The sequence below is a fragment of the Sphingomonas sp. CV7422 genome, assembly GCF_027945725.1.
GTDB classification, from domain to species: domain Bacteria; phylum Pseudomonadota; class Alphaproteobacteria; order Sphingomonadales; family Sphingomonadaceae; genus Sphingomonas; species Sphingomonas kyungheensis.
Genome location: NZ_CP115900.1, coordinates 1,050,115 through 1,069,672 on the forward strand (window position 1 = coordinate 1,050,115; position 19,558 = coordinate 1,069,672).

The 19,558-nt window shown below is 69.4% G+C and carries 18 protein-coding genes and 1 tRNA gene; 11 read left to right on the plus strand and 8 right to left on the minus strand.

Annotated elements, in window-relative coordinates; all coding sequences use genetic code 11:
- Positions 1-68 precede the first annotated feature (68 nt).
- The 4 genes from dapB to opgC all read left to right on the plus strand — a co-directional run bounded on the left by dapB (position 69) and on the right by opgC (position 2,877).
- Positions 69-797: a 4-hydroxy-tetrahydrodipicolinate reductase gene (dapB, locus tag PBN85_RS05140; protein ID WP_271300349.1), complete on the plus strand. Its 729-nt coding sequence runs from the start codon at positions 69-71 to the stop codon at positions 795-797.
- Positions 794-1,459 carry an endonuclease III gene (nth, locus tag PBN85_RS05145; protein WP_271300350.1) on the plus strand — a complete coding sequence of 222 codons (666 nt, stop codon included), beginning with the start codon at positions 794-796 and terminating at the stop codon, positions 1,457-1,459. The genes dapB and nth overlap by 4 nt, the downstream gene beginning before the upstream one ends.
- A gap of 46 nt (positions 1,460-1,505) precedes the next feature.
- Positions 1,506-1,582 (plus strand) — tRNA-Arg (locus PBN85_RS05150).
- A 194-nt stretch (positions 1,583-1,776) separates the two neighbouring features.
- Entirely contained in the window at positions 1,777-2,877 is a 1,101-nt protein-coding gene (gene opgC / locus PBN85_RS05155; protein WP_271300351.1) for an OpgC domain-containing protein, read from the plus strand.
- Here the strand turns inward: opgC and PBN85_RS05160 are convergent.
- Positions 2,867-3,337, minus strand: a complete 471-nt coding sequence (locus tag PBN85_RS05160) for a hypothetical protein (protein WP_271300352.1) — start codon at positions 3,335-3,337, stop codon at positions 2,867-2,869. The two genes, opgC and PBN85_RS05160, sit on opposite strands and share 11 nt — an antisense overlap.
- A 67-nt stretch (positions 3,338-3,404) precedes the next feature.
- The gene (locus PBN85_RS05165) at positions 3,405-3,575 is read right to left on the minus strand and encodes a Flp family type IVb pilin (RefSeq protein WP_037531535.1); all 171 of its coding nucleotides are present in this window, start codon (positions 3,573-3,575) and stop codon (positions 3,405-3,407) included.
- A 90-nt stretch (positions 3,576-3,665) separates the two neighbouring features.
- On the opposite strand from PBN85_RS05165, the gene PBN85_RS05170 reads away from it, so the two are divergent.
- From PBN85_RS05170 to PBN85_RS05190, 5 genes are all read left to right on the plus strand, one after another.
- A complete protein-coding gene (locus PBN85_RS05170) occupies positions 3,666-4,448 on the plus strand; it encodes an enoyl-CoA hydratase-related protein (RefSeq protein ID WP_271300353.1) in 783 nt (260 codons plus the stop codon).
- Positions 4,449-4,529: 81 nt separating this feature from the next.
- Entirely contained in the window at positions 4,530-6,032 is a 1,503-nt protein-coding gene (locus PBN85_RS05175; RefSeq protein WP_271300354.1) for an efflux transporter outer membrane subunit, read from the plus strand.
- Positions 6,032-7,411, plus strand: a complete 1,380-nt coding sequence (locus tag PBN85_RS05180; RefSeq protein ID WP_271300355.1) for an efflux RND transporter periplasmic adaptor subunit — start codon at positions 6,032-6,034, stop codon at positions 7,409-7,411. Before PBN85_RS05175 ends, PBN85_RS05180 begins: the two co-directional genes overlap by 1 nt.
- Before the next feature lie 122 nt (positions 7,412-7,533).
- Entirely contained in the window at positions 7,534-8,253 is a 720-nt protein-coding gene (locus PBN85_RS05185) for an ABC transporter ATP-binding protein (protein ID WP_271300356.1), read from the plus strand.
- Positions 8,250-9,455, plus strand: a complete 1,206-nt coding sequence (locus tag PBN85_RS05190) for an ABC transporter permease (protein WP_271300357.1) — start codon at positions 8,250-8,252, stop codon at positions 9,453-9,455. Before PBN85_RS05185 ends, PBN85_RS05190 begins: the two co-directional genes overlap by 4 nt.
- Positions 9,456-9,534: 79 nt before the next feature.
- Here PBN85_RS05190 and PBN85_RS05195 read toward each other — a convergent pair whose 3' ends face one another.
- The 6 genes from PBN85_RS05195 to PBN85_RS05220 form a co-directional block, all read right to left on the minus strand.
- Positions 9,535-10,164, minus strand: a complete 630-nt coding sequence (locus PBN85_RS05195) for a nucleotidyltransferase family protein (protein ID WP_271300358.1) — start codon at positions 10,162-10,164, stop codon at positions 9,535-9,537.
- Positions 10,161-11,087 carry an XdhC family protein gene (locus PBN85_RS05200; protein ID WP_271300359.1) on the minus strand — a complete coding sequence of 309 codons (927 nt, stop codon included), beginning with the start codon at positions 11,085-11,087 and terminating at the stop codon, positions 10,161-10,163. The genes PBN85_RS05195 and PBN85_RS05200 overlap by 4 nt, the downstream gene beginning before the upstream one ends.
- A 153-nt stretch (positions 11,088-11,240) precedes the next feature.
- Complete coding sequence (locus tag PBN85_RS05205) at positions 11,241-13,427, minus strand: xanthine dehydrogenase family protein molybdopterin-binding subunit (protein WP_271300360.1); 2,187 nt, start codon at positions 13,425-13,427, stop codon at positions 11,241-11,243.
- Positions 13,428-13,837: 410 nt separating this feature from the next.
- Positions 13,838-16,072 carry a xanthine dehydrogenase family protein molybdopterin-binding subunit gene (locus PBN85_RS05210; RefSeq protein ID WP_271300843.1) on the minus strand — a complete coding sequence of 745 codons (2,235 nt, stop codon included), beginning with the start codon at positions 16,070-16,072 and terminating at the stop codon, positions 13,838-13,840.
- 2 nt (positions 16,073-16,074) lie between these two features.
- Complete coding sequence (locus PBN85_RS05215) at positions 16,075-17,055, minus strand: FAD binding domain-containing protein (protein WP_037531469.1); 981 nt, start codon at positions 17,053-17,055, stop codon at positions 16,075-16,077.
- On the minus strand, positions 17,052-17,591 hold the full coding sequence (locus PBN85_RS05220) for a 2Fe-2S iron-sulfur cluster-binding protein (protein WP_081792874.1): 540 nt from the start codon (positions 17,589-17,591) through the stop codon (positions 17,052-17,054). The genes PBN85_RS05215 and PBN85_RS05220 overlap by 4 nt, the downstream gene beginning before the upstream one ends.
- Before the next feature lie 144 nt (positions 17,592-17,735).
- Between PBN85_RS05220 and PBN85_RS05225 the strand changes: the two genes are divergently transcribed.
- Together PBN85_RS05225 and PBN85_RS05230 are read left to right on the plus strand one after the other, a co-directional pair.
- Positions 17,736-18,728 (plus strand): glycerophosphodiester phosphodiesterase, encoded by a 993-nt coding sequence (locus PBN85_RS05225; RefSeq protein WP_271300361.1) that lies wholly within the window; start codon positions 17,736-17,738, stop codon positions 18,726-18,728.
- The gene (locus PBN85_RS05230; RefSeq protein WP_037531471.1) at positions 18,729-19,004 is read left to right on the plus strand and encodes a hypothetical protein; all 276 of its coding nucleotides are present in this window, start codon (positions 18,729-18,731) and stop codon (positions 19,002-19,004) included.
- Positions 19,005-19,558 lie beyond the last annotated feature (554 nt).

Below are 19,558 nucleotides of genomic sequence, written 5' to 3' on the forward strand. Positions count from 1 at the left end.
CTGTCGTCCGGCGCGGCGCTGTGGCAGAGGGCGCGCATGGACCATTCTCCCCACGTCGGACCCGCAGCATGACCGCGATCGGCATCTATGGCAGCAGCGGCCGGATGGGCCGCGCGATCACCGAGCAGATCGCGATCGAAGGCGCGACGCTCGCCGGCGGCACCGATGCCGGCGGCGATCCGGCGGTGCTGGCGCGCGTCGCCGACGTACTGGTCGATTTCTCGACGCCGTCGGCGCTCGGCGCGCATCTCGCCGCCGCCCGCGCGGCGCGCACGCCGCTGCTGATCGGTACGACCGGGCTGACCCAGTCGCAGCATGCCGCGATCGACGACGCCGCTGCCGAGATCGCGATCCTGCAGACCGGCAATACCTCGCTCGGCGTGACGCTGCTCGCGCAACTGGTGCGCGAGGCGGCGACGCGGCTCGGCACCGACTGGGATATCGAGATCGTCGAGAGCCACCACCGCCACAAGGTCGACGCGCCCTCGGGCACCGCCATCCTGCTTGGCGAGGCGGCGGCGGCGGGGCGGGGGACGACGCTGTCGGAGCTGCGCGTCGACGGCCGCGCCGGGCTGACCGGCGCGCGCACCGAGGGGACGATCGGCCTGTCGTCGCTGCGCGGCGGATCGGTGATCGGCGATCATACGGTCGTCTTCGCCAGCGAGGGCGAGCGGATCGAGCTGTCGCATCTCGCGCAGGACCGGTCGATCTTCGCCAAGGGCGCGGTGCGTGCGGCGCTGTGGCTCGCCGACCGGCCCGCCGGCCGCTATCGCATGGGCGACGTGCTCGGCCTGTGAAGAAGGCCGACGTCTTCGAATTCTACCGGCGGCTGGCGGAGGCCAATCCGCATCCCGAGACCGAACTCGAATCGGGCAACGTCTTCCAGTTGCTCGTCGCGGTGGTGCTGTCGGCGCAGGCGACCGACGCCGGCGTCAACAAGGCGACGCGCGCCTTGTTCGCCGAGGTCGGGACGCCCGAACAGATGGTCGCCCTCGGGCTCGACGCACTCAAACAGCATATCCGCACGATCGGCCTGTTCAACACCAAGGCCAAGAACGTCATCGCTCTGTCCGAGGCGCTGGTCGCCGACCATGACGGTATGGTGCCCGCCGACCGCGCCGCGCTCGAGGCGCTGCCCGGCGTCGGTCGCAAGACCGCCAATGTCGTGATGAACGTCGCCTTCGGCGCGGAGACCTTCGCGGTCGACACGCATATCTTCCGCGTCGGCAACCGTACCGGCCTCGCCCGCGGCAAGACGCCGCTCGCGGTCGAGCGCAAGCTCGACGCGGCGACGCCGCAGCCGTTCCGCCTGCACGCGCATCACTGGCTGATCCTGCACGGCCGCTACGTCTGCAAGGCGCGCCGGCCCGAATGCTGGCGCTGCATCGTCGCCGACCTCTGCGCCTTCAAACCCAAGACGCCGCCGCCGAAGACCGCCGCATCTCCGCCACCGGCATAAAGCCACTGGCGCCGCGCCTTCGGCTTTGCTAGGCGCAGCTAACCAGGCACCCGTAGCTCAGCTGGATAGAGCGCTGCCCTCCGAAGGCAGAGGCCACAGGTTCGAATCCTGTCGGGTGCGCCACCCATTCGTCCTGTCCCATTTGCCGGTCACCACCGGTCAAGCCGTCCGTCGGATACGGGGCCGTCTGCGATTCAGCGGCGGCGGAGGTGTCCTGCGTCACGACAAAAACGTCACCCTTCAATACCAAAAACTAAACCTTTGTGTTCACTGGCTATTTCGAGGGCCGGCGAGGCCAGGTGACGGGGATGGTGGCGATGACGGCGGGGCCAGGACGCGAGACGCGTATCGATATCTTGCGCGGGCTGGCGATGGTGGTGATCGCGATCAACCACATCACCGTCGCCTTCCAGATCTATCATCTCGACGGTCGCGGCGTACCGACGCCGTCGTCCTTCGGCTATTCGTCGTCCGCGTCGATCTTCGTGATCATGTCGGGCTACATGGTCGGCATGGTCTATCAACGAAAGGCCAATCCGACCGCGGCGGTGTTGCGGCGGGCGGCACGGCTCTACGTCTACGACGGGCTGCTGCTGCTCGCGGTGACGCCGGTCCTGGCGATGATGCCGGCCTGGGAGGCGACGGCCTGGAGCGCCGACTTCCTCCATCGCAGCCCCACCGAAGGGCTGCTGCTGTTCCTCGCGCTGCTGCGCGCGCCGACATTGCTCGACGTGCTGCAACTCTATGTGATCTTCATGCTGGTCACGCCGGTGGCGCTGTGGCTCCACCGGCGCAGCGCGACGCTGTTGGTGGGCGTGTCGGTCGGCCTGTGGCTGGCATCGCAGCTCGCGACCCTGACCGGGCTGCTCGATCCGGCGGTGGTCGAGTGGAAGTTCAACCCGGCGGCGTGGCAGATCTTCTTCTTCGTGCCGATGCTTCTCGGGACGCGTCGCGCGCATGAGCGGGTCTTCGCCTATCTGGAAGCGCATCGCCAGACGACGATCCTGCTGGCGGTGACCGTCGGTGCCTTCGCGGCCGCCAAGCTGCTCCATATCGAGCGGCATGTTCCCAATTCCGGGCTGCTGACGTCTAAGGGCAATCTCGGCCTGCTGCGGCTGATCCATGCGCCGATCATCATCGCCTTCTATTGCGGCCTGCTGTCCTGGCGGCGCGACCTGGTGGCATCGGCGCCGATGCGGGCGCTAGCCTGTATCGGCCGGCAGACGCTCTATTGCTATATGGCGACGGTGTGGATCACCTATGTGCTCGCCGCGCTATGGTATCGTGCGGGCGGGGGTTATGCGACCTATCTCGGCGCGGTGATGCTGGCGGTGCTGCTGACGGCGGCCGTCGCCGTGGTGTTCGATGCGCGTGCGCGGCGGACGACGGCGCACCGGAAGGTGGCGATCACCGCGTAGCGGGCACGTCGCCGGCATTCCGATCGGCGCCGAGCAGCGAAGCGATCGCGGCCTGTTCGACGCGCAGATGGTCGAGCAACTGTTCGGTGATCGTCATCATGTCGCGCCGATAGGCGGCCCAGTCGGCGGCGAGGTCGGCATGCTGCCAGCGGCTGACATAGGCGGCGAAGCTGTCGCCCATCAGCACGCATTCGCATTTGAGCAGCCGCGCCGTCGCACAGCGCCTGCCATGCCCTTCGGCGATGACCGGATCGAACACCCGAATGTGCTTGAACCTCTGATAGTCGCCGAGCAGCGCGACGATGCGCGCCCGGTCGCGGATCAGCGTCGCCGCCGCGGCGCGCCTGTCGGCGATCACCAGCGCCCGCGCGTCGCGAAGGAGGGTCGTCGCCTCTGCGACGAAGCGATCGGCCGCGATCCCGACCGCGGCGATGTCAGACGGGCATAAGTCAATGTCCATATCGGACTGTTGCGGCATCATCTGTTAACGGAAGCACCTTGATCGAAGGCAGCGTGTCGCCTTTGCTCTAGGTCGCCTTCATGTTGGATGAGACGTTCTGGAACGTCGTCTTGAGCTTGTTGCCGAGGCCCTGCATCGCGGCGATCGCTGCGACCGCGATGAGTGCGGCGATCAGCCCATATTCGATGGCGGTGGCGGCCTTGCGGTCGCGGACGAGCGAATGAAGGATATGACGCATGATCATCCGCTTAACCACGCGAAGGTGAAGAAAGCGTAGCGCCCGCCGCGGCGGCGGCCTAGACCTGCGCGAGCCATGCAGGGGAGAGCGATGACCTACCAGCATATCCTCGCCGAGGCGCGGGGCGACGTCCGCGTGCTGACGCTCAACCGGCCCGAGCGGCTCAATGCCGCGCCGCCCGCGCTATTCGACGAGCTGCGCGACGCACTCGACCGGCTCGACGGCGCCCGCGCGGTGCTGATCACCGGGGCAGGGCGCGCCTTCTGTTCGGGCGCGGATGTCGCCGGCGGCGCGCTCGACGGCGACGATCCCGGCACGGCGACGCATGCGGCGCTCACCGATCATTACAATCCGACATTGGTCGCGATCGCCGACTGCCCGGTGCCGGTGGTCAGTGCGGTGCGCGGCCCCGCCGCCGGCATCGGCTGCAGCCTCGCGCTCGCCGCCGATCTCTGCATCGCCAGCGACACCGCCTATTTCCTGCAGGCGTTCGTCAATATCGGGCTGGTGCCGGACGGCGGCGCGACCTGGATGCTGCCGCGGCTGATCGGCCGCGCCCGCGCCACCGCGATGATGCTGCTCGGCGAGCGCGTCGCCGCCGCCACTGCGCGCGACTGGGGGATGATCCACGACGTCGTCGCCGACGATGCGCTCGATGCGGCGGCGCTGGCGCTGGCGACGCGGCTCGCCGCCGGGCCGACGGTGGCGCTCGGGCTGATGCGCCGCGCGATCGGCCGGGCGCTCGACGGCGACTATGCCGGCGCGCTCGCCGCCGAGGCGGAGGCGCAGCGGACCGCGCGCGGCACGGCGGATTCGCGCGAGGGCGGAGCGGCCTTCCTCGCCAAGCGCAAACCCGTCTTCACCGGCCGCTGAGCCGCGGCGGCGCGCGGATGCGACACATATTGCGACATAAAAAGGCTGGACGCGCCGGTGTGTCGGCCACACGATACGGCCATGGTCCGCGCCTCCGCTCTGTTGCTCGTCCCCGTCGCGCTCGCCGGATGCACCGTCGGCCCTGACTATCACCCGCAAAGCGCCGCCGCGCTCGGCGTGCCCGACGGCTATTCGGTACCGGCCCAGCAAACCGCCGAGGACCTGACCCGCTGGTGGGCGAATTTCGACGATCCGGTGCTCGGCCAGCTGGTCGAACAGGCGCGGCTCGCCAACACCGATATCGCGCAGGCGGTGGCGCGGCTGCGGCAGGCGCGCGAATCGCTGGTGCAGAGCCGCGCGTCGCTGCTGCCGACGCTGTCGGGTTCGGCAGGCTATCAGCGCAACGAGAACCTGCGCGGCGGCGGACGCTCGTTCACCTTGCCCGACGGCACCGTCGTCGACACCGGCGGCGGCGGCACCAACAGCTTCTCCGCCGGCCTGTCGGCGAGCTACCAGCTCGGCCTGTTCGGCGAGGTGCGCCGCACGGTCGAGGCGACGCAGGCGCAATATGCCGCGACCGGCTTCGATTATGCGACGACGCTGCTGACCGTCGAGAGCGAGGTGGCGACCAATTACGTGCTCGCCCGCGCCTATCAGGCGCAGCTCGCCAACGCCCGCGCCAGCCTCGCGATCCAGGACGACAATCTCGAGATCGCCGGCTTCCGCGTCCAGGCCGGGCTGGTCTCCTCGGTCGATGCCGAACAGGCGCGGGCGCAGCGCGCGCAGACCGCCGCGACCGTGCCGCAGATCGAACAGCAATATGCCGCCGCGGTCGCGCGGATCGGCGTGCTGACCGGTCAGGCGCCCGGCGCGCTGCGCAGCCGGCTCGCCGCCGCGCGTCCGATCCCGCGCGGCCCGGCGACGGTCGGCGTCGGCATCCCTGCCGATGCGCTGCGCCGCCGCCCCGACGTGCGTGCCGCCGAACGCGCGCTCGCCGCCGCGACCGCGCAGATCGGCGTCGCCAAGGCGCAGCTCTATCCGGCGCTGGCGATCAGCGGCAACGTCAACTCCAACGCGACCGGGCTCGGCAGCCTTGGCAATGCGATCACCGGCAGCCTGTTCGCCGGGCTGACCCAGGCGATCTTCAACGGCGGCCGATTGCGCAGCCAGGTGCGATCGAACGAGGCGGCGGCGGATGCGGCCTTCGCCGCCTATCGCGGCACGATCCTCACCGCGCTGGAGGATATTGAGAATGCGATTGTCGCGCTCGATTCGGCGCGCCAGCGCGAGACGCAATTCGGCATCGCCTATGATGCGAGCAACGCCGCGGCGATCCTTGCGCGCAGCCAGTATCGCAGCGGCCTCACCGATTTCACCACGCTCAACCAGCAGGAGGCGACGCTGCTCTCCGCGCAGAACGGCCTGACCCAGGCGCGCTCGGACCAGGCGACCGCGCTCGTCGCGCTGTACAACGCGCTCGGCGGCGGCTGGGACCCGAGCGTCACGCCTGAGGCGCCCGCCCGCGCCGCCCGCAACCCGGCGGCGCAACCGCCTGCTCGAACCGCTCCAGAAGAGACCCGCTGATGGCCGAACCGATCGACGATTTTCTCGGCGTCAAGCCGGTGCCGGTGTGGCGGCGCTACCTCAAATGGGTGTTCGTCGCGCTCGGCGTCGTGCTGCTCGCGCTGCTGCTCAAGAGCTGTTTCGGCGCCAAGGCGGAGGCGGGCTATGCGACGCAGGCGGCGACGCGCGGCAATCTCACCGTCACCGTCTCGGCGACCGGCAAGCTCGCGCCGACCAACCAGGTGACGGTCGGCTCGCAGCTCTCGGGCCTCGTCACCAAGGTGGTGGTCGACGTCAACGACCGCGTCAGCGCCGGCCAGCCGCTCGCGCTGATCGATCCGCAGCAGATCGACGATCAGATCCGCCAGCAGCAGGCCCAGATCGCCGCCAACCAGGCGCAGGTCAATCAGGCGCAGGCGACCGTCGCCGAAAGCCGCGCGCAGCTCGCCCGGCTGGAGGAGGTGTACAAACTCTCCAACGGCCGCGTCCCCTCGGGCACCGAATTGCAGACCGGCCGCGCCGATTATCAGCGCAGCGTCGCCGCGCTCAAGGTCGCGCAGGCGAACGTCGCCGCGGCGCAGGCGGCACTGGCGCAGAACCAGACGCAGCGCGCCCGCGCGGTGATCCGCTCGCCGGTCAACGGCGTCGTGCTCGCGCGCCAGATCGATCCCGGTGCCACGGTCGCCGCCTCGTTCAACACGCCGACGCTGTTCGTCATCGCCGAGGACCTCAGCAAGATGAAGCTCGAGGTGGCGATCGACGAGGCCGATGTTGGTGAGGTCAAGGTCGGGCAGAAGGCGAACTTCACCGTCGACGCCTTTCCGGGCCGCACCTTCCCGGCGACGATCACCCGTGTCGATCTCGGCTCCAATCTGACCGTCAGTTCGGCGAGCTCGACCTCGACGACGACCACCACCAGCTCGACCAGCGGGCAGGTGGTGAGCTATGCCGCCGACCTCACCGTCGCCAATCCGTCGCTGCAATTGCGGCCCGGCATGACCGCGACCGCGGATATCGTCACCTCCGACAAGCAGAACGTGCTGCTCGTCCCCAATGCGGCGCTGCGCTTCAAGCCGGCGGCGAGCGGCGGGGCGGGCGGGTCGAGCGGCGGTATCGCCGGCTCGCTCACCTTCCGCCCGCGCCGCGACCGGCCGGAGCGCACCGCGACGCTGGCGCGCGGCGCGTCGCAGACGGTCTACGTCAAGGGCGCGGACGGCAAGCCGCAGGCGGTGCAGGTCACCACCGGCGACACCAACGGCACGATGACCGAAGTGCTCGGCGGCGATCTCAAGCCCGGGCAGCAGGTGATCACCGGCCAGCTGTCGAGCGGCAACGATGCCGGCGGCGGCGCCAAGCGCGGCGGCGGCCAGCGGCGTCAGGGTGGCGGCGGTGGACAGTAAGCGGCCCGCCGTGTCGTCCTCGCGCAGGCGAGGGGCGAGCGACGCAAGTCGTCCGGCTCCTGCGCAGCGCGGGCGCGTCTGGCTCCCCGCCTGCGCGGGGATGACAGGCGAGGGAAAAGCGCATGGCTGACCCGATCATCACGCTGCGCAACGTCACCAAGGTCTACGGCACCGGTGCGACGCAATTCCAGGCGCTGAAGGGCGTCGACCTCGATATCGCGGCGGGGGATTTCGTCGCGGTGATGGGGCCGTCGGGATCGGGCAAGTCGACGACGATGAACATCCTCGGCTGCCTCGACGTGCCGTCGGGCGGCACCTTCCTGTTCCGCGGCCATCATGTCGAGACGCTCGACCGCGACCAGCGCGCGCTGCTGCGCCGCCGCTACCTCGGCTTCGTCTTCCAGGGCTTCAACCTGCTCAGCCGGACGAGCGCGCTGGAGAATGTCGAGCTGCCGCTGCTCTATCGCGGCGAGGACAAGAAGGCGCGGCGCGAGCTCGGCATGGCGGCGCTCGCCAAGGTCGGGCTCGATCGCTGGTGGGATCATACCCCCGCCGAACTGTCCGGCGGCCAGCAGCAGCGCGTCGCCATCGCCCGCGCGATCGTGACGCAGCCCGACGTGCTGCTCGCCGACGAGCCGACCGGCAACCTCGACAGCGAACGCTCGGTGGAGATCATGGAATTGCTCACCGACCTCAACCGCACCAGCAACATCACCGTGCTGATGGTGACGCACGAGCCCGATATGGCCGCCTTCGCGCGCACCGTGATCCACTTCAAGGACGGGCTGGTCGAGCGGATCGAGGCGCAGTATCGCCAGGGCGAGGCCGTGGACGCGTCATGATCGGCACCACGCTCATCCTCGCGCTGCGCTCGATCCGGCGGCATCTGCTGCGCTCGTTCCTCACCATCCTCGGCATCGTCATCGGCGTCGGCGCGGTGGTGACGATGGTGACGCTGGGCAAGGCGACCACCGCGGCGGTGCAGCAGCAGATTTCCGCGCTGGGCAGCAACATCCTTCAGGTGCGGCCGGGGCAGGGCTTCGGGCGCGGTGGCGGCGGGCCGCCGCCGCCGCCGTTCAAGATCGCCGATGCCGATGCGATCGCGACGCAGATCGCCGGCATCACCGCGGTCGCGCCGCAGACCAGCTCGAGCGCCACCGCGATCTACGAAGGCGCCAATTGGTCGACGACGATCAACGGCACGACGCTGGCGTTCAACACCGTCCAGCCCTGGCCGCTCGCCTCCGGCCGCTACTGGACGCCGGGCGAGGAGGAGGCGGGCAAGGCGGTATGCCTAATCGGCAATACCGTGCGCCAGAATCTCTACCGCGGCGGCGATCCGATCGGCACGCGCATCCGCCTCGGCAACGTCAGCTGCGACGTGATCGGCGCGCTGACGACGCGCGGCCAGGGTGGCTTCGGCGATCAGGACGATGTCGTCGTCATGCCGATCAAGACCGTGCAGCGCCGCTTCGTCGGCAATGACGACGTGCGCGTGATGCTGGTCGGCGTCGACAGCGATTACCAGACGAGCGCGGTACAGGCCTCGATCACCGCGCTGCTGCGCGAGCGGCGGCACCTGTCCGGCGGGCGTGACGACGATTTCAACATCTTCGACACCAAGCAGATCTCCGACACGCTCACCGGCACGACGACCCTGCTGACGCGGATCGTCGCGGCGGTGGCGGCGATCAGCCTGGTGGTCGGCGGGATCGGCATCATGAACATCATGCTCGTCTCCGTCACCGAACGGACGCGCGAGATCGGCATCCGCCTCGCGATCGGCGCGGTGGCGCGCGAGGTGCTGCTCCAATTCCTCGTCGAGGCGGTGGCCTTGTCCTGCCTCGGCGGGATCATCGGGCTGGTGATCGCGCAGGGCGTGATCCTCGCGCTCGTGCCGCTGATGCAGGTGCCGTGGACGTTCGATCCGCAGATCAACATCATCGCCTTCGCCATTTCGGCGGTGATCGGCGTGGTGTTCGGCTATTTCCCCGCCCGCCGCGCGGCCGCGCTCAACCCGATCGACGCACTGCGCCACGAATAGGGGGGCGCTCTGAGGGGCGAGCCTTACCCTGCACCTTGTCATCCCCGCGCAGGCGGGGATGATGAGTTGGGATAAAGCTCTACCCCTCCGCCGCCACCCGTCGTCCGACCCGCGTATACACCTCCGGCGCATGGACCAGCTCGCGCAACCGGGCGAGCTCCTCCGGCGTATCGACATCGATCAGCTCGGCGGGCGTCGTCACGACATGCTTGCCCGCCCGCACCATCGCGCGCGCACCGGCGTCGCCCTCCAGCGCGAGCAGCGCGTCGAAGCGGCCGGCGCCGAACACCGCGGGCGGCTTGGGGGCGCGGCCGTCGCTCGACGCGACGATCGCATCCGCGTCGTCGGCGGCATCGAGCAGCTGATAGATATGCGTCGCGGTCACCCGCGGCATGTCGGCGAGCGCGACGACGATGCCGCGCGCCTCGAGCGCGCGCGCGCGCTCCACGCCGAGCGCCAGCGACCGGCTCATCCCCATCGCGGGATCGTCGTTGCGGATCAGCGTGAAGCCATGCGCGGCATAATCGCATTGCGCGCGCCCGACGATCGCCATCCGTTCCCGGAACGGCATGTCCTCGAGCGCGATCGCGACGTGCAGGCCGAGCGGCCGGCCGAGGAACGGTTCGTCGAGCTTGCTGCCGACATCGCCCATCCGCTGCGACCGCCCGGCGGCGAGCAGCACCAGCACGCAATCCGCCGCCGCGATCATGCGCGCTGGCCGTGGAACGCGCCGACCATCGCCGCGGCGATCGACAGCGCGATCTCCGACGGGCCGATCGCGCCGATGTCGATGCCGACCGGCGCGTCGATCCGGTCGATCTGCGCCGCGCTCAGCCCCGCCGCGGCGAGCCGGTCGCGGCGCGCGGCATGGCTGCGGCGGCTGCCGAGCGCGCCGACATAGGGCGCGTCGCTGGCAAGCGCGGCGATCAGCGCGGGATCGTCGATCTTGATGTCGTGGCTGAGCGTCACCACCGCGGTCGCCGGACCGGGGCGCAGCGCCTCGATCGCCTCGTCGGGCCAGCGGTCGTCGAGCGTCACGCCGGGGAAACGCTCCTTGGTGAGGAAACGCGCGCGGGGATCGATCACCGTCGTGTCGATGCCGAGCGTGCGGGCGAGCGCGGCGAGCGCCTGGGCGATCTGCACCGCGCCGACGATCAGCAGCCGCCGTGCTGGATCGTAGCGGTTGGCGAACACCTCGCCGGTTTCGATGGGGCGCAAGTCGCTGTGCCCGGTGGCGAGATCGGTGGTGACGGTGAGCGCCTCGCCGCGTTCGCGCGCCTCGGCGATCCGGTCGAACAATTCGGGGTCGAAGCCCGCCGCCGAAACCGGCTGCACCATCACCGCGATCTCGCCGCCGCAGGGCAGGCCGACCTCCCATGCCGCATCGTCGGCGACGCCGTAGCGCTTGAGCTGGAAGGGCGCGCCGGCGATCACCTCGGCGGCGGTCTGCAGGATGTCGCTCTCGACGCAGCCGCCCGACACCGATCCTTCGAACCGTCCGTCGGCATGGACGAGCATATGGCTGCCGCGCGGCCGCGGCGCGCTGCCCCAGGTGGAGACCACCGTCGCGAGCGCGAGCGGTTCGCCCTGCCAATGGCGGGCGGCGGCGAGGACGGAATCGTTTTCGGCCATAGTCTATCCTTTGGTTCCTCCCCGGTACGGGGAGGGGGACCGCACCCGTCAGAGCGTGGTGGAGGGGGGCTTCCACAAGCGATACCGTTTGCGGAAGCCCCCCTCCACCACGCCGCTACGCGTCGCGGTCCCCCTCCCCTTTCAGGGGAGGAATTATACGTCAGGCAATCCTGCCAGCAATTTATCCAGCGTCACCGGAAAGTCGCGCACGCGCACGCCGCAGGCGTCGTGGATCGCATTCGCCACCGCCGCACCCGCGCCCGAGATGCCGAGCTCGCCCACGCCCTTGGCGCCGACCGGATTGGCGCTGTCGTCGATCTCCTCGATGAAGCGGACGTCGATGCGCGGCACGTCGGCGTTCACCGCGACGTGATATTCGGCGAAGTCGGGATTGACGAAATGGCCGTTGCGCACGTCGACCACCGCCGCCTCGCCGAGCGCATAGGATAGGCCCCAGACCATGCCGCCGATCAGCTGGTTCGCCGCGGTCTTGGCGTTGAGCACGCGTCCGACGTCGAACACGCCGAGCATCCGCCGCACCCGCACCTCCCCGGTGACGGCATGGACCGCGACCTCGACGAAATGCGCGCCGTGGCTCGCCTGGCTGGTGGCCTGCGTCTCGGCGCCGGGGCCGGTCTTGCCGGTGGCGACGATGGCGGCGCCGTCGAGCAGGTCGACGAGCGCGACGCTGCGCCCGCCCGCCGTGACGGCCCCGTCGTGCAGCAGCAGATCCTCGGGCGCGGCGTTCATCCGCAGCGCGAGCGCGGCGAGGATGTCCTCGCAGGCGAGCACCGCCGCCGAACAGGCGCTGCCCGCGCCGAACGATCCGCCGGAGCCGGCGCTGGCGGGCAGGTCGCTGTCGCCGATCTGCACCTCGACCGCGGCGATCGGCAGGCCGAGCATCTCGGCGACGGTCTGCGCGAGGATCGTATAGGTGCCGGTGCCGATGTCGGTCATGTCGCAGGCGACGATCGCGCGCCCGTCGCCGGCCAGCGTCACCCGCGCCTCCGCCTTGACGGTGAAATTGCCGCGCAGCGCCGCCGCCATGCCGTGGCCGATCAGCCAGTCGCCCTCGCGCCGCTTGCGCCGCTCCGCCCAGCCGAAGGCGCGCGCGCCCTCGTCGTAGCAATCGAGCATCCGCCGCGTCGAGAAGCGCTTGCCGCTGACCGGATCGACCTCCGGCTCGTTGCGGCGGCGCAGCTCGACCGGGTCGAGGCCGAGCGTCTCGGCCAACTCGTCCATCGCGCATTCGACCGCGAAGGTGCCGATCGCCTCGCCCGGCGCGCGCACCGCGCCGGTGGCGGGGAGGTCGACGCGGACGAGATCGGTGCGGAAGCGGCGGGCCTCGCCGGCGTAGAGCGGCAGCGAGCCGAACGGGATCGGTTCGAGGAAACTGGCATCGTCGTTCTGCGCGGCGAGGCCCTCATGCGCAAAGGCGGTGATCCGGCCGTCGGCGGTGGCACCGATCCGCACCCGCTGCGTCGTCGCCGAGCGGTGGTGGACGAGATAGGCGGTCTGCGCGCGCGGCAGGGCGATCTTGACCGGCCGGCCGACCCGCTCGGCGGCGATCGCGGCGAGGATCACCTCGGGGCCGACGCCGGTCTTGCCGCCGAAGCCGCCGCCGACGAAGGGAGCGAGCACGCGAACGTCCTCGGCGGCGAGGCCAAGGGCCTTGGCGATCGTCCGCCGCGCGCCGCCGATCACCTGATTGCTGGTGCGAACCAGCAGCTTGCCGTCCGCCCAGGCGACCGTGCTGGCATGCGGTTCGAGCGCGGCGGGGAAATGGACCGGCGTCGTATAGCTGCGGTCGAGCACCACCGGTGCCGCCGCCAGCGCCGCATCGACATCGCCGATCTCGACCGGCTTGAGGAAGCCGATGTCGGGATCGCGCTGCACCGGCTGCGCCGTGGAATCGAATCGGCCGTCGCCGGCCTCGGTCGCGACGACGACCAGCGTCGCGGCCTCGCGGGCGACCGCCTGATCCTCGGCGACGACGATCGCGACCGGCTGGCCGTAATGAAAGATGCGGTCGGTGTCGCTGTGCGACTGCGCCTGCGAGTTGCTGCCGCCGGTCACCATCCGCGGGTCGCCGTGGATCACCGCGAGGACGCCGGGCAGGGCCTCCGCCGCCGCGGCGTCGATCGCAGTGACGCGGCCGCTGCCGACCGGCGCGCCGACGATCGCGGCATAAGCGATGCCGGGCTCGGCGCCTTCATAGGCATAGGTTGCGGTGCCGCTCACCTTCGCGGGTCCGTCGATCCGCGGCACCGGCGCGCCGAGCACCTCGCCCCGCGCCAGCCCTGCCGGCCGGTAGGCGCGGTCCATCGTCATATCGTTCATCGGCTTATCCTCGCCCCCGGGCGCAGGCTATGTAGGGCAGGCAGGCGGCAAGGAACAGGGGAGGGGGCTGATGATCCTCGCCCGCGGTGCGCGTAACGCCTGCGAAGAGGGCTCCCGGTGATGGCGGCACCACGGATCGTCGCGAGCACGAGACCTTTGCGATGTCTCGGCCTCGCCCGAAACGCACCGTCACCCCGGACGTGTTCCGGGGTCCACCGTGCCGCGCAGGCAATGGCTGAAACTCCTGCGGGGCCGTGGATGCCGGAACGAGTCCGGCATGACGGAGGGGGTCTCGCAGGATCCCGCGGAAGGGGAAACCAGTGGCCGAGCAGAGCAACAACTTCGCGCTCAGTAACACCGGGTCTCCGCCTGGGCGGGAGCACGGCCGCGAGCGCCCCCGCCCGGTCCCCTTACACCACCGGCAGTCCCTCGAGCAGCTTGTCCAGCGTCAGCGGATAGTCGCGCACCCGCACGCCGGTGGCGTTGTAGATCGCATTGCCGACCGCCGCCGCCGCGCCGCAGATGCCGACCTCGCCCAGTCCCTTGGCGTGGAGCGGATTGGCCTGGATGTCGCGCTCGTGCAGGAACTCGACCTCCAGCTGCGGCACGTCGGCGTTGACCGGCACGTGATACTCGCCGAGGTCGCGGTTGACGACCTTGCCATTGCGGGGATCGTGGACCAGTTCCTCGGTCAGCGCGCTGCCGATACCGAAGGTCATGCCGCCGAGACATTGCGAGCGCGCCGTCTTCTCGTTGAGGATGCGCCCCGCGGTGAACACGCCGAGCATCCGCTTGACCCGCACCTCGCCGGTGACGACGTTGACCGCGACCTCGGCGAAATGCGCGCCGTAGCTCGCCTGGTTGAACGTCTTTTCCTGTCGGCCGGGGGCGATCTCGCCAGTCGCTTCCATGCCGTCGCCGACCAGCTCCGCGAGCGGCACGCTGCGGTTGTCGGCGATGACGCGCCCGTCCTTGAGCGTCATCGATGGCTCGTCGACGCCCATCGCCTTGGCGATCTGTCCGCGCAGCGCCTCGCAGGCGAGATAGACCGACGACCCCGACGATCCGGCGCCCCACGATCCGCCCGATCCCGCACCCGGAGGCGCATCGGTGTCGCCGAGGTGGACGATGACGTCCTCGATCGGCAGGCCGAGGATCTCGGCGGTGATCTGGCCGAGGATCGTGTAGGTGCCGGTGCCGATATCGGTCATGTCGGTTTCGACATGCGCCTTGCCCTGACCGTCGATCGACACCTTGGCGGCGGACTTCTGCAACTGGTTGGAGCGTGCCGCCGAGGCGACGCCGATTCCGTACAGCCAGTCGCCGCGGCGATCGGTGCCCGCCGGCTTGCGCTTGGCCCAGCCGAACCGCTCCGCGCCGCGTTCGAGACACGGGATCAGCATCCGCGACGAATAGGGGACCTTCTTCTCGGGATCCTGTTCCGGCTCGTTGCGGCGGCGCAGCTCGATCGGATCGATGCCGATCTCCTCGGCCAGTTCGTCGATCGCGCCTTCCAGCGCGATCAGCCCGACCGCCTCGCCGGGCGCGCGCATCGATCCGGACAGCGTCCAGTCGAGCCGGACGATATCGTGCGTGATCAGCCGGTTCTCGCCGTCGTACAGGAAGTGCGTCGCCATGCCGGCGGGCTCGAAATAATCCTCGCCGGGCAGGTTGGAGGTGATCGTCTCATGGCCGATCGCGATCAGCTTGCCGTCGGCATCCGCGCCGAGCCGCATCCGCTGTTCGGTGTTCGAGCGACGGACGGTGGCGTCGAACACCTGCTGGCGGGCCATCACCGCCTTGACCGGGCGGCCGAGCCGCTTGGCGGCGATCGCCGCGGCGACGCTCTCCGGCGCGATGCCGAGCTTCGAGCCGAAGCCGCCGCCGACATAGGCCGCGACGATCCGCACCTTGTCCGCCGAGACGCCGAGCGACTTGGCGAGCTGCTGCTTGTCCGATGCCGGCATCTGGTAAGCGCCGTACAGCGTCAGCGCGCCGTCTTCCCATACCGCGAGGCTGGCATGGGGCTCCATCGCCGCCGAATTCTGGCTCGGCGTGGTGTAGGTGACGTCGATCCGGTGCTGCGCCTGCTTCATGCCTTCTTCGATATCGCCCTGCTCATGATAGGGCGGGATCTGCTGCGGCGACGGCTTTTCCGCCTCGTTGCGATGCGTCTGGAAATCGTAGCGGCCTTCGCTCGGCGCATAGTCGACATGGAGGCGCAGCGCCGCGTCGCGCGCCGCCTCATAGCTTTCGGCGACGACGATCGCGATGATCTCGCCATAATAAGCGACCTGTTCGACGCCCTGCGTCGGTGCCCCGGTCTCGCCGCCCTGCTGCGGGTTGCGCAGGAAGGTGGCGTAATCGGTGATGACGTCGATCACCCCCGGCATCGCCTTGGCGGTCTCGGCGTCGAGCTTGGTGATCTTGCCCGCGCCGACCGTGGCGCGGACGAGATAGCCGTAGGCGACGTTTTCGAGCGCATATTCCGCGGCATAGGTGGCCGTGCCGGAGACCTTCTTCGGTCCGTCGATCCGGTCGATCGGCTTGCCGATCACATCCTGCGCCGAACTGTCGAGCAGCGACTCCGGATGCGCCTTGTTCATCGTCAGCGAGTTGGTGTCGCCCTTGCCGAAACCGAACATGCTCATTCTCCCGTCAGGTCGCGCAGCGTCGCGATCAGGACCCGCCGCGCCAGCGGGATCTTGAAGTCGTTCGAACCATAGCCCTTGGCATCGGCGAGCAGCGCATCCGCCGCCGCGGCGAATACCGCGTCCGACGGCGCCTGGCCGACCAGCGCCGCCTCCACCGCCGGATTGCGCCACGGCATAGGACCGAGTCCGCCGAAGGCGAGCGCGGCAGAGGCGATCTTGCCGTCCGCCACCTCGACCACCCCTGCGATCGAGACGAGCGCGAAGGCGTAAGACGCGCGGTCGCGGACCTTGACGTAGACCTGCTTGCCCTTGGGCGGTGCGGGCAGTTCGACATGGGTGATCAGCTCGCCGGCTTCGAGCACCGTCTCGATCTGCGGCGTATCGCCGGGCAGGCGATAGAAATCGCCGATCGGGATGCGGCGCTTGTCGCCATCGGCCTTGAGCGTGATGATCGTCGCATCGAGCGCCCGCATCGCCACCGGCATGTCGCCGGGGTGGGTGGCGATGCAATGCTCCGACGTGCCGAGCACCGCGAGCACGCGGTTGAAGCCGCCGATCGCCGAACAGCCGCTGCCGGGCTCGCGCTTGTTGCACGCCGTCGACGTGTCGTAGAAATAGTAGCAGCGCGTCCGCTGGAGCAGATTGCCGCCGGTCGTCGCCTTGTTGCGCAGCTGACCGCTCGCACCGGCGAGCAGGGCGCGGCTCAACACCTCATATTTGGCGATGACGCGCGGATCGGCGGCGAGGTCGGAATTGGGCACCAGCGCGCCGATGGTCAGCCCGCCATCCTCGCGCTCCTCGATCTCGCCGAGCGGCAGGCGGCTGATGTCGACGAGCTTCTCGGGCGTCTCGACCTGCAGCTTCATCAGGTCGAGCAGATTGGTGCCGCCCGCGATATATTTGGCGCCGGAGACGTGCGCATCGCGCACCGCGGTCTCGGCGTCGTCCGCCTTGGCGTAGCTGAAGGTCTTCATGCGCCTGCCTCCACCGGCTGACGGGGGGCGATCTTGGTGTCGCCGTTGCTCTCGGCGACCTCGCGGATCGCGTCGACGATATTGGGGTAGGCGGCGCAGCGGCAGATGTTGCCGCTCATCCGCTCGGCGATCTCGCCGTCGTCGAAAGTCGGCGCATCGAGATCGCCGGTGACGTGGCTCGGCCAGCCCTTCTTGACCTCGTCGAGCATGCCGACCGCCGAGCAGATCTGCCCCGGCGTGCAATAGCCGCACTGATAGCCGTCATGACGGACGAAGGCTGCCTGCAACGGGTGCAGATCCTCGGGTGTGCCAAGCCCTTCGATCGTGGTGATCTCGTCGTCCTGGTGCATCACCGCGAGGCTGAGGCAGGAATTGATGCGGCGCCCGTTGACCAGCATCGTGCACGCGCCGCACTGGCCGTGGTCGCAGCCCTTCTTGCTGCCGGTCAGCCCCAGATGTTCGCGGCACAGATCGAGCAGCGAGGTGCGGATATCGGGTTCGGCCTCGAACGATTGGCCGTTGATCGTGAAATGCATGCGCTGCCTCGCGAGGATCGGGAGTCACACCCGTGAAGGAATGTACGTGTAACGCGCGCAATCATGATGGTTTCCGATTTGCGAATCGCTCTCACCGCCACGCTGCTGCTGGCATCTGCGATGGTCTGCGCGCAGGATCGCGCGATGCCCAGACCCGTCACCGAACCGATCGTCATCGCGCACCGCGGCGCCAGCGGATCGCGCCCCGAACATACGCTCGCGGCCTATGATCTCGCGATCGATCAGGGCGCCGATTTCATCGAGCCCGATCTCGTGCCGACCAAGGACGGCGTGCTGGTCGCGCGGCACGAAAATGCGATCGGCGGCACCACCGACGTCGCCGCTCATCCCGAATTCGCCGACCGCCGCACCACCAAGACGATCGATAGCGCGACACTGACCGACTGGTTCGTCGAGGATTTCACGCTCGCCGAGCTGAAGACGCTGCGCGCCCGCGAACGGCTGCCGCAACTGCGCCCCGGCAATGCCGCCTATGACGGCCGGTTCGAGATTCCGACGCTCGCCGAGATCATCGCCCTCGCCAAGCGCCGCACCGCCGAGACCGGGCGGACGATCGGCATCTATCCCGAGACCAAGCATCCGACCTATTTCGCGAGCATCGGCCTCGGCACCGACCTGCCGCTCGTCGCGGCGCTGCGGCAGGCGGGATGGGACAGGGCCGACGCGCCGGTGTTCATCCAGTCGTTCGAGGTCGCCAACCTCCGGCATATCCACCGCCTCACCAAGGTGCGGCTGATCCAGCTGATGGCGGGGGAGGGCGGCCCGGCCGATCATGCGGTGCCGAGCTATGCGGCGATGCTCACCCCCGCCGGCCTGCGCGCGGTGGCGGGCTATGCCTATGGCATCGGCCCCGACAAGGCGCAGCTGTGGCAGGGCGATACGCCGACGACCCTGGTCGCCGACGCGCATGCCGCCGGGATCAAGGTGCATCCCTGGACCTATCGCGCCGAAAACACCTTCCTGCCGCCGCGTTTCCGCCGCGGCGACGATCCGGCCGCGCACGGCGATATCGCCGGCGAGATCCGCCGCGCGCTCCGCCTTGGTATCGACGGATTCTTCACCGATTACCCGCTAATCGGCGTCGAGACCCGCCGTGCGGCCAAGGATCATCCGTAAATGCGTAGCCTGTTTCTGCTTCTCCCCGTCACGCTCGCCACCGCGGGCTGCGTCAGCACCGCCACCTCGATCGTCAAGGCGCCGTTCCAGGTCGCCGGCAAGGCGGTCGACTGGACGACGACGAGCCAGTCCGAGGCCGACCGCAACTACGGCCGCAAGATGCGCAAGCAGGAGGCGAAGGAAGGCCGCGAACGCAAGAAGGCCGCCGCCCGCTGCCGCTCGCACCCGGACGATCAGGACGCCTGCCACTATGCGGGTTATCGCGCCGGCTATTGAGGGGCATCGGTTGGGGTGATCGGGCCGCGAGCCGGTCGATCGCCTCGGGTATCCGCCGCCTCCGTCGGATTGACCGTCGCTGAGGCTTAAGTGGTTCAGCGCCTCGGAAATCCCAGTCTTGCCGCCGCCCCAAACGCGCCGTCACCCTGGACGTGTTTCGGCGTCCACCGTGCCGCCAGCGCGAGGGCCTATGCTCCTGCGGAACCGTGGTTGCCGGGACGAGTCCGGCATGATGGAAAGAGGTCTGCACGAGTCCCAAGGCTTGCGCTGTCGTCTCGCGGATGTGGGGCTCCCTCATCGCGATCGTGGCCACGCCATGCCCCCGAGCAGGACTCCTCCGCGCCTCCGCGCCTCCGCGTGAATCAACGCCGTTCGCCACGGTCGCCTGTCGACGATGGATCACGCTAAGACGCTAAGACGCTAAGACGCTAAGACGCGAAAAGAAGAAGGGGTTCACGCGGAGGCGCGGAGGCGCGGAGAGAAGGTGAACGGAAGACGCAGTTCCTGTTTAATCGCCGTCTGAAGGGAGACGGGCCGCGCTCATGCGCACCCTC

What these genes read in the sequence shown, in the direction of transcription:
- dapB (WP_271300349.1), top strand. Translation starts at nt 69, where the DNA reads ATGACCGCGATCGGCATCTATGGCAGCAGCGGCCGGATGGGCCGCGCG.
- opgC (WP_271300351.1), top strand. Translation starts at nt 1,777, where the DNA reads ATGACGGCGGGGCCAGGACGCGAGACGCGTATCGATATCTTGCGCGGG.
- PBN85_RS05160 (WP_271300352.1), bottom strand. Translation starts at nt 3,337, where the DNA reads ATGGACATTGACTTATGCCCGTCTGACATCGCCGCGGTCGGGATCGCG.
- PBN85_RS05165 (WP_037531535.1), bottom strand. Translation starts at nt 3,575, where the DNA reads ATGCGTCATATCCTTCATTCGCTCGTCCGCGACCGCAAGGCCGCCACC.
- PBN85_RS05170 (WP_271300353.1), top strand. Translation starts at nt 3,666, where the DNA reads ATGACCTACCAGCATATCCTCGCCGAGGCGCGGGGCGACGTCCGCGTG.
- PBN85_RS05175 (WP_271300354.1), top strand. Translation starts at nt 4,530, where the DNA reads ATGGTCCGCGCCTCCGCTCTGTTGCTCGTCCCCGTCGCGCTCGCCGGA.
- PBN85_RS05180 (WP_271300355.1), top strand. Translation starts at nt 6,032, where the DNA reads ATGGCCGAACCGATCGACGATTTTCTCGGCGTCAAGCCGGTGCCGGTG.
- PBN85_RS05185 (WP_271300356.1), top strand. Translation starts at nt 7,534, where the DNA reads ATGGCTGACCCGATCATCACGCTGCGCAACGTCACCAAGGTCTACGGC.
- PBN85_RS05190 (WP_271300357.1), top strand. Translation starts at nt 8,250, where the DNA reads ATGATCGGCACCACGCTCATCCTCGCGCTGCGCTCGATCCGGCGGCAT.
- PBN85_RS05195 (WP_271300358.1), bottom strand. Translation starts at nt 10,164, where the DNA reads ATGATCGCGGCGGCGGATTGCGTGCTGGTGCTGCTCGCCGCCGGGCGG.
- PBN85_RS05200 (WP_271300359.1), bottom strand. Translation starts at nt 11,087, where the DNA reads ATGGCCGAAAACGATTCCGTCCTCGCCGCCGCCCGCCATTGGCAGGGC.
- PBN85_RS05205 (WP_271300360.1), bottom strand. Translation starts at nt 13,427, where the DNA reads ATGAACGATATGACGATGGACCGCGCCTACCGGCCGGCAGGGCTGGCG.
- PBN85_RS05210 (WP_271300843.1), bottom strand. Translation starts at nt 16,072, where the DNA reads ATGTTCGGTTTCGGCAAGGGCGACACCAACTCGCTGACGATGAACAAG.
- PBN85_RS05215 (WP_037531469.1), bottom strand. Translation starts at nt 17,055, where the DNA reads ATGAAGACCTTCAGCTACGCCAAGGCGGACGACGCCGAGACCGCGGTG.
- PBN85_RS05220 (WP_081792874.1), bottom strand. Translation starts at nt 17,591, where the DNA reads ATGCATTTCACGATCAACGGCCAATCGTTCGAGGCCGAACCCGATATC.
- PBN85_RS05225 (WP_271300361.1), top strand. Translation starts at nt 17,736, where the DNA reads ATGCCCAGACCCGTCACCGAACCGATCGTCATCGCGCACCGCGGCGCC.
- PBN85_RS05230 (WP_037531471.1), top strand. Translation starts at nt 18,729, where the DNA reads ATGCGTAGCCTGTTTCTGCTTCTCCCCGTCACGCTCGCCACCGCGGGC.